Raw genomic sequence first — 8,911 nt, forward strand, 5'->3', positions numbered from 1 at the left:
TGTCCCCGGATGGATACCGGAACGAAGGAACGCCGAGCCTAAGCGAGGGGCCGGACGCTTGGGGCGAAGCGTTTTGGTTCCTTTTGGGCGTCTGCAAAAGGGACTCGCTGTAAGAGCGAAACCATTAGCGGCCGTTACCGCAGCAACGGATATGTACACAGAAAAGAATCAGAGCCGAAAGTGCCCCACCATCCCCTTCAATTCAACCCCCAACTGCGCCAACTCAATACTGGAAGCCGCATTCCCCTGCATCGCCAACGAAGACTGATCCGCACTGGCCCGAATACTGGTGACACTGCGGTTAATCTCCTCAGCCACCGAACTCTGCTCCTCGGCAGCCGCTGCAATCTGCTGGTTCATCTGCTGAATCAAAGACACTGCCGCCGCAATACTCCCCAGCGCACTCTCAGTCTGCAACGCATCACTCACCGCCAGCTTCACCAGCTCGCCACTGTTCTGAATCTGCTGAACAGAAGACTGAGCCGCCGAACGCAAGGCACTCACCAGTCGTTCAATCTCCTCAGTCGATTGCTGAGTGCGTTTGGCCAGGGCCCGCACTTCATCGGCTACCACCGCAAAGCCCCTGCCCTGCTCGCCCGCTCGAGCCGCCTCGATCGCGGCGTTGAGGGCCAACAAATTGGTCTGCTCAGCCACACTCTTGATGACGCTCAGCACCGTACCGATGTTCTGGATTTCCGCACTCAAACTTTCAATGCTCGAACTGGCCGAGGTGGCTGAATCCGCCAACTGTTCGATCCGCGCCATGCTCTGGCGCACCACTTGCTGACCACTTTCAACCTTGCCGTCCGCTGTCTGCGCCGCCTGGGCGGCCTCCTCCGCGTTGCGCGCAACGTCGTGCACGGTGGCGGTCATCTGATTCATCGCGGTAGCGACCTGTTCGGTTTCTTCCTTCTGGCTGCTGACTTCAAGATTGGTCTGCTCGGTCACCGCCGACAGTGACTGCGCTGAACTGGCCAACTGTTCGATACCCGCCTGCAAACCGCTGACAATGCTGCTAAGCCCCGCGCCCATCTGCTGCATGGCCTGCATCAGCTGCCCGATCTCATCACGACGGGTCACTTCAACCGTCGCACTCAAATCGCCGGAGGCAATCTGTTGAGCAACACGGATCACACTGCGCAGCGGTGCCACGATCAACCGGGTAATCACCCAGGCCGCAATCAACCCGACCAGCAGCGCCAGCGCCGAGGAACCGATGATCAGCAGCGCGTTCTTTTTCAGCTCCGCCTGCATCGACTGGTCTTCGGCGACATAGGCCTGATCCACCCGCTCCACCACCTGAGCGGCGCGCTGTTGGAGTTGCTCAGAGACGGTTTTTTCCTGCGCCAGCAGGCCGGTGTACTCGGCGAGTTTTTCGCTGAATCCGCCGATGTGCCCGACCACTTCATTGAGGACCGTCTGGTAACCCTCATCCTTGACCGTGGTTTTCAGCTGCTCGGCCTGGGTCAGAGCCTGGTCGGCCTGCTCGATCTTGCCCTGCCCTGCGCTGTCGTCGCCCTTGCGGCTGAGGTCCAGGCGCACACGCGCTTCGTTCATGGCTTGCAACATCAACCGCGACACTTGGCTGACCTGATTGGCCTGTTCGATAAACTGACCGCCGTCCTTGCCTTCGGATTCCTTCAAGGTATAAGCGCCGTCATCGGCCAGCCCGGCTTGCAGCACGTCGAGATTATTGGCCACGCTGGACACCGACCAACTGGCCATCTCCAGTGCCAGGTCCTTGCCCTGGCTGAGCGAGACGAACTCGTCAAAGGCCTTGCGGTAAGCCCCCAAGGACTGCTCGACGTCATTCATCACCGGCACGTTGGCCGCGGACGCCGCTTTCAGTTGGGTTGCCAGAGCGATCAGGCCATCAACGCCCTCGCGTAGCGCATCAGCGGTTTTCGGGTTGCCGTGCAAGGCGTAATCCTGCTCGATCAGTCTCACCTTGAGCAAACCGCTGTTGAGCGACGACATCTGCTTGAGCCCGTCGAAGCGCTGGCTGATGGTTTGCAGGGACCATACGCCGATGGCCGCCACCAAGGCGGTCAACAGCAGCACCAGTACAAACCCGACACCCAGTTTTTTCGCCATACCGAGGTTGGCAAAACGTCCTTGCACGGCCGAAATCATTGCACTTAGTCCCCTGACATAGTCTGTTGACGCAGATTCGCAACGGGCCTGTATCAACACAAGTCTCCGGCGTCGGAATAATGGCAAAAAGCTACGCTCACGTCGTTTTCAGAACGCTTGAGGTCGATCCAGAGCGGTGGCCTGAAAAAACGCCCGGGCTCGCGGATCACAGGCATAGGCCACATTGATACGCTGCCAGTCACTGGCCTCTGCGGTGGGACTGAATGCCGTCGCAGAAGACAACAGGACACCGAAGCGCTGGGCTTGTTTGCGCACCTGAGCGTAGTCGGACATCCGCGATCGCGCCCAGATGAACAGGCCTCCAGCCGGCTTGCCGAAAACCTCCCATTCGGCGTCTTCAAGCACTTGCAACGCCGCCTCCCTGTCATTGCTCAAACGCTGGCGCTGGCGCTGGACCAGTTTACGGTAGGCACCGCTGGCTAAAAGGCTTGCCAGCACCGACTCGCAAAACCTTGAAGCGCCCATGCTGCTGATCATCTTGACCTCGGCCAGCCGCGAAATAACCCCGGCGCCGGCCACTACATAACCGACCCGCAACGAACTGCTGAGGGTTTTGGAGTAGCTGCCGACGTAGATCACGTTGTCATCGATACCCAACGCAGCGAGGCGCGTACCGGGGCCGCTGTGCAAATCCGCATAGACGTCATCCTCGATTACCAGAAGGCCATAGGTTTTGGCTAGTTGCACAACCCGCTGCGCCACCGCCGGCGCCAGGCTGCTGCCAGTGGGATTGTGATAGAAACTATTGATGAAGATCCCGCAGGGCCTGTACTTAACCAGCAGCGCCTCAAGCGCTTCAATGTCCGGTCCGTGCGGGGTTCGCGGTACCTCGATCATGCTGACACCGTGCAGCCTGAGCAAATCGAACAGCAATGAATAACCGGGGTTCTCCACCACCACGCAATCACCCGGCTTGAACAAGGTCCGCACGATCAGGTCCAGCCCCTGACTGGCCCCCGCCGTTGTCAGGATCCGGCTTTCCTCCACCAGGATATCGAGTTGTTTCAGGCGCTTGTGGATCTGCTGGCGCAAGGCTGGCAGGCCCAGCGGCGTGCTGTAGTTGAACAGGCCGGCCATGTCGGTGCGGCTGACCTGGCGGATCGCGTAGCTCAGGTCGTCAGTTTCGCGCCAACTCTCGGGTAGCCCGCCACACCCCAGTTTGAGTTCGCCCGAAGTGCCGCCCTGCTTCTTTTTTTCTGCCCCCTCGAACCAGGGGCAATCCTGTTGCCCCTGAGCGGCCAGCGCTGGCATGGCGACAATGAAACCGGCGCCATGACGCGACGCCAGCACCCCTTGAGCCACCAGACGCTCACAGGCCTCAACGACGCTGGACTGACTGAGCAAATTGATCCGGGCGATTTGCCGCACGGAAGGCAAACGCGTCCCCGGCGGCACCTCGCCACGGCAAAGCCAGCAGGCTAGCGCGTCGACGATTTGCTGTACGACCGGCACCAATGCCTGTCGATCGATTCTCAACTCCATGAGCAAGCAAACTCCTGTCCGTTTTGCGGGAAACAGTTAATCACAGGAGTGGTCAATCAGCTGTGCGACAACGCCGCTAAAACCGTCGGTTCTAACCATTTGAAACACATTGTCAGGCACCTTTAAGGAACCGAAAAAAAACCCGCACAAATGCGGGTTTTTTCCTACGTTGCAGTGCCTGGTTCAGAACGCCGTGACGCCACCGTCCACCGCCAGCGAATGCCCCGTGGTGAATGCCGCGCCGTCGCTGCACAGGTACAACACCGCACTGGCGATTTCCTCGACCTTGCCGATGCGCCCGACCGGGTGCATGGCATTGGCGAACTCGCCTTTCTTCGGGTCGGCTTCATAGGCACGGCGGAACATGTCGGTGTCGATCACCGCCGGACACACCGCGTTCACCCGAATCTTTTTCTTGGCGTATTCGATGGCCGCCGATTTGGTCAGGCCGATCACCGCATGTTTCGACGCCGCGTAAATACTCATCTTCGGCGCAGCCCCGAGACCGGCTACCGATGCGGTGTTGACGATTGCACCGCCGCCCTGGGCCAGCAGTAATGGCAACTGGTATTTCATGCACAACCAGACGCCTTTGACGTTGACGCCCATGATCGCGTCGAACTCGTCGACCGTGCCTTCGGCCAGTTTGCCTTTCTCGATCTCGATGCCGGCATTGTTGAAGGCATAGTCGAGACGGCCGTAGGTATTGACCACCTCGTCCATCAGATTTTTTACATCGCTTTCCAGCGTGACGTTGCAGCGCACGAAGGTGGCTTCACCGCCAGCGGTACGAATCAGCGCCACCGTGCCCTCACCACCCGCCGCGTCCAGGTCGGCCACTACCACTTTCAAGCCTTCAGCGGCGAACGCCTGGGCGGTCGCGCGGCCAATGCCATTGGCGGCGCCCGTTACAACGGCGACCTGGCCAGAAAACGTCATGCTCATTGTTATGTCCTCGAAGAGAAGATGCGGGGATCGCGTGTTCGCAATCTAGCCACAAGGGCCTGCGGCACGGCAGCACTATCAGAAGGCCGGTTGGGTGCCCATGAATGACAGTGATAAAACCGCCGGTGTGACTATCACTGCACTGGATCGATATGCATTCGCCGCATCAGCCAAACTTGCAGCATCGACCATGAAGGTCTATCAACAAGTCTTCATTCATCTTGAGTGCCTGTCATGACTACCCAGACCAATCGCCAGTTCCTGCTCGCCAAACGTCCGGTGGGCGCGGCGACCCGCGAGACCTTCACCTATCAAGAAGTGCCGGTCGGCGAACCGGCTGCGGGTCAGATCCTGGTCAAAAACGAATACCTGTCCCTGGACCCGGCCATGCGTGGCTGGATGAACGAGGGCAAGTCCTACATCCCGCCGGTCGGTATCGGCGAAGTGATGCGCGCATTGGGCGTAGGCAAAGTCGTTGCCTCAAATAATCCGGGCTTCGCGGTCGGGGACTACGTCAACGGTGCCTTGGGTGTGCAGGATTACTTCCTCGGCGAGCCACGAGGTTTCTACAAGGTCGATCCGAAACTGGCGCCTCTGCCGCGCTATCTGTCGGCGCTGGGCATGACCGGGATGACCGCTTATTTCGCCCTGCTCGATGTCGGCGCGCCAAAGGCTGGCGACACCGTGGTGCTGTCGGGCGCTGCGGGTGCGGTGGGCAGCATTGCCGGACAGATCGCCAAGATCAAAGGGTGCCGCGTGATCGGCATTGCCGGGGGCGCGGACAAGTGCCAGTTCCTGATCGACGAACTGGGTTTTGACGGTGCCATCGATTACAAAAACGAAGACGTCCACGCCGGCCTCAAGCGCGAATGCCCGAAAGGGGTCGATGTGTATTTCGATAACGTCGGCGGCGATATCCTCGACGCGGTGTTGAGTCGCCTGGCCATGAAGGCGCGGGTGGTGATCTGTGGCGCCATCAGCCAGTACAACAACAAGGAAGCGGTCAAGGGCCCGGCCAATTACCTGGCGCTGCTGGTCAACCGCGCACGAATGGAAGGTTTTGTGGTGATGGACTATGCCGCGCAGTTCGCCGCCGCCGGACAGGAAATGGCCGGCTGGATGGCCAAGGGGCAGCTCAAGAGCAAGGAAGACATTGTTGAAGGACTGGAGACGTTCCCGGAGACGCTGATGAAGTTGTTCAGCGGCGAGAATTTCGGGAAGTTGGTGTTGAAGGTTTAACCCGGTATTTCAGACACCACAAAAAACAACTGTAGGAGTGAGCCTGCTCGCGATAGCGGTGTATCCGTCGACATCTATGTTGACTGATACACCGCTATCGCGAGCAGGCTCACTCCTACATTTTGGTCTTCAGTGTTTGGTCAGGCGAGTTCAGCGACTACGGCGGCCAACGCCTTGGCCGGGTCCGCCGCCTGGCTGATCGGACGACCAATCACCAAATAGTCAGAACCGGCATCCAGCGCCTGACGCGGGGTCAGAATGCGGCGCTGATCGTCCTGGGCGCTGCCCGCCGGACGAATCCCCGGGGTCACCAGTTGCAACGACGGGTGCGCCGATTTCAGGGCCTGGGCTTCCAGGGCCGAGCACACCAGACCGTCCATCCCGGCTTTTTCCGCCAACGCGGCCAGGCGCAACACTTGCTCCTGCGGCTCGATATCCAGACCGATACCCGCCAGATCCTCACGCTCCATGCTGGTCAGCACGGTCACGCCGATCAGCAGTGGTTTCGGACCAGTGCGCTGGTCGAGCACTTCGCGGCACGCGGCCATCATGCGCAAACCACCGGAGCAGTGCACATTGACCATCCACACGCCCATCTCAGCCGCCGCCTTGACGGCCATGGCGGTGGTGTTCGGGATGTCATGGAACTTGAGGTCCAGGAACACTTCGAAACCCTTGTCACGCAAGGTGCCAACGATTTCCGAAGCGCAGCTGGTGAACAGTTCTTTACCGACTTTGACCCGGCACAGCTTCGGGTCCAACTGATCGGCCAGCTTCAGTGCGGCGTCACGGGTGGGGAAATCCAGGGCGACGATGATAGGAGTCTGGCAGGCGGACATGAGTGGGCTCTCAGGCAGGTCGAAATCGGCGCGCATTGTAGCGGAACCAGCGCCTCTGCGGGACCCGATGATCGGTAATTCGTCGAGGCGGTTCAAGCAAGACTAGCCCTTGCACACATTGTGTCGAGTCGGATACACACATGACACGCCTGCAACACCCTTCAACGTTACCTTCGGCAGCCGCAACACGTCCTACAGCACTTCCCGCCTCCGGGCCGGACGCCTATGCTGAAACCACAACCTCGCAGCCCATCTTTGTGGTTGGCAGCCTACCTGGCAGATGAACGCACGCATGCACAACCTCCACGCACCTGTGAACGACGATCAAAAAGCGCCCGGCGACGACAAACGCTGGAGCATTCGCGCCCTGATCGTCGACGATGACGTCCCGATCCGCGAACTGATGATCGACTATCTGGCCCGGTTCAACATTCACGCCAGCGGCGTCACCGATGGCGCCGCGATGCGCCTGGCGCTGCAAGCGGAGCATTACGACGTGGTGGTGCTCGACCTGATGCTGCCCGGCGAAGACGGTTTGTCGCTGTGCCGCTGGCTACGCGCCGAATCGGATATCCCGATTCTGATGCTCACTGCCCGCTGCGAACCAACCGACCGGATCATCGGCCTGGAGCTGGGCGCCGACGACTACATGGCCAAGCCGTTCGAGCCGCGAGAGTTGGTGGCGCGCATCCAGACGATCCTGCGCCGGGTACGCGACGATCGCACTGAACAACGGGCGAACATCCGTTTCGACAACTGGCGCCTGAACAGTGTGCTGCGCCAATTGATCGCTGCCGATGGCCTGGTGGTGCCGCTGTCCAACGCCGAGTTCCGCTTGCTCTGGGTGTTCATCGAACGTCCGCGCCGGGTACTCAGCCGCGAACAACTGCTGGACGCCGCTCGCGGTCGCTCGATCGAAGCCTTTGATCGCAGCATCGACTTGCTGGTCTCGCGTCTGCGCCAGAAACTCGGTGATGACCCCAAAGCCCCGCAGCTGATCAAAACCGTTCGCGGTGAGGGTTATCTGTTCGACGCCCGAGACATCGGCTGATGCGTGCGCGCTTCGATACGCTCTTCGGCCGCCTGTTTGGCATGCTGCTGGTGGCGATCATCCTGGCGCACTTGTTGGCGTTTTTCTGGTTTCACTATTACGGCCCGCCGCCGCCCCCTCCGCCGCCGGGGTTTTCCGAAAACTTCGACGGACAGCACCCGCCGATGGACCCGCGCTTCGGAAATCGGCCACCGCGGCCGTGGTTCGGCGGCCCCTTGGTGCCGCTGACCTTTCAACTGGTCTCGCTGATCATCGCCGCCTGGTACGGCGCCAAACTGCTGAGCCGGCCGATCCAACGCCTGAGCGATGCCGCCGAGCGACTGAGCGAAAACCTCGACAGCCCGCCTCTGGATGAGTCCGGCCCACGGGAAGCCCGGCAAGCGGCGCACACCTTCAACAAGATGCAGCAACGCATTCGTGAACAAGTTCAGCAACGCTCGCGGATGCTTGGCGCCGTCTCCCACGACCTGCGCACGCCGCTGTCGCGGCTCAAGCTGCGACTGGAGCAGATCGACGACGAAAAACTGCAAGGCCAGATGCGTCAGGATCTGGACGACATGATCGGCATGCTCGACGCCACGCTCACTTACCTGCATGAGCAGCGCACCAGTGAGGTCCTGCAGTGGATGGACGTGCAGGCGCTGGTCGAATCCCTCAGTGAAAACGCCCAGGACCAGGGCGCCGATGTGCTCACCAGCGGCCACTGCGCGCCGCTGCAAGTGCAGCCGATGGCCTTGCGTTCGTGCATCAACAACCTGCTGGACAATGCCCTGCGTTATGCCGGGCAGGCCATGATTACGCTTGAAGATACGCGCGAAATCCTGGTGATCCGGGTCATCGACCATGGGCCGGGTATTGCGGCGGATAAACGTGAAGCCGTGTTCGAGCCGTTCTTTCGTCTGGAAGGATCGCGCAACCGCAACTCCGGTGGCGTCGGACTGGGCATGACCATCGCCCGCGAGGCGGCCGAACGCCTGGGTGGGCAGTTGAGCCTGGAAGAAACTCCGGGAGGTGGATTGACCGCCGTTATCCGCTTACCTCGATCCGTGTAGCAGCTGGCGAAGCCTGCGTTCGGTTCGGGCCGCGTTCGGACGAAGCAGTCGCTAGACGATCCATCGCGGTGTTTCAGGACGATTGATGTGGCAGGATTTACGACTGCTACGCAGCCGAACGCAGGCTTCGCCAGCTGCTATGTATGGAC

At 60.4% G+C, this 8,911-nt stretch carries 8 protein-coding genes and 1 pseudogene; 4 read left to right on the forward strand and 5 right to left on the reverse strand.

Features of this window, described 5'->3' with window-relative positions; translation table 11 throughout:
- Nucleotides 1-168: 168 nt before the first annotated feature.
- From VD17_RS33095 to VD17_RS14505, 4 genes and pseudogenes are all read right to left on the reverse strand, one after another.
- Nucleotides 169-1,050, reverse strand: a complete 882-nt coding sequence (locus VD17_RS33095) for a methyl-accepting chemotaxis protein (protein WP_371317146.1) — start codon at nucleotides 1,048-1,050, stop codon at nucleotides 169-171.
- Nucleotides 1,030-2,133, reverse strand: a pseudogene (locus VD17_RS33100) (HAMP domain-containing protein); the annotation flags it as partial. The pseudogene VD17_RS33100 and the gene VD17_RS33095, both read right to left, overlap by 21 nt.
- 108 nt (nucleotides 2,134-2,241) lie before the next feature.
- Complete coding sequence (locus tag VD17_RS14500; protein ID WP_046054394.1) at nucleotides 2,242-3,636, reverse strand: aminotransferase-like domain-containing protein; 1,395 nt, start codon at nucleotides 3,634-3,636, stop codon at nucleotides 2,242-2,244.
- A gap of 183 nt (nucleotides 3,637-3,819) precedes the next feature.
- Nucleotides 3,820-4,581: an SDR family oxidoreductase gene (locus VD17_RS14505; protein ID WP_046054395.1), complete on the reverse strand. Its 762-nt coding sequence runs from the start codon at nucleotides 4,579-4,581 to the stop codon at nucleotides 3,820-3,822.
- A gap of 100 nt (nucleotides 4,582-4,681) precedes the next feature.
- Between VD17_RS14505 and VD17_RS32195 the strand changes: the two genes are divergently transcribed.
- Both VD17_RS32195 and VD17_RS14510 read left to right on the forward strand, forming a co-directional pair.
- Entirely contained in the window at nucleotides 4,682-4,819 is a 138-nt protein-coding gene (locus tag VD17_RS32195; RefSeq protein ID WP_185753151.1) for a hypothetical protein, read from the forward strand.
- Nucleotides 4,816-5,820, forward strand: a complete 1,005-nt coding sequence (locus tag VD17_RS14510) for an NADP-dependent oxidoreductase (protein ID WP_046054396.1) — start codon at nucleotides 4,816-4,818, stop codon at nucleotides 5,818-5,820. Before VD17_RS32195 ends, VD17_RS14510 begins: the two co-directional genes overlap by 4 nt.
- A 140-nt stretch (nucleotides 5,821-5,960) precedes the next feature.
- Here the strand turns inward: VD17_RS14510 and pyrF are convergent, their stop codons facing one another.
- Complete coding sequence (pyrF, locus tag VD17_RS14515; protein WP_008148060.1) at nucleotides 5,961-6,659, reverse strand: orotidine-5'-phosphate decarboxylase; 699 nt, start codon at nucleotides 6,657-6,659, stop codon at nucleotides 5,961-5,963.
- A gap of 292 nt (nucleotides 6,660-6,951) precedes the next feature.
- On the opposite strand from pyrF, the gene VD17_RS14520 reads away from it, so the two are divergent.
- Nucleotides 6,952-7,710: a response regulator gene (locus VD17_RS14520; RefSeq protein ID WP_046054397.1), complete on the forward strand. Its 759-nt coding sequence runs from the start codon at nucleotides 6,952-6,954 to the stop codon at nucleotides 7,708-7,710.
- Nucleotides 7,710-8,762: a sensor histidine kinase gene (locus tag VD17_RS14525; protein ID WP_046054398.1), complete on the forward strand. Its 1,053-nt coding sequence runs from the start codon at nucleotides 7,710-7,712 to the stop codon at nucleotides 8,760-8,762. Before VD17_RS14520 ends, VD17_RS14525 begins: the two co-directional genes overlap by 1 nt.
- The last annotated feature ends 149 nt before the right edge of the window (nucleotides 8,763-8,911 follow it).

Origin of the sequence: Pseudomonas fluorescens, assembly GCF_000968015.1 — a bacterium.
Taxonomy (GTDB): Bacteria; Pseudomonadota; Gammaproteobacteria; order Pseudomonadales; family Pseudomonadaceae; genus Aquipseudomonas; species Aquipseudomonas fluorescens_W.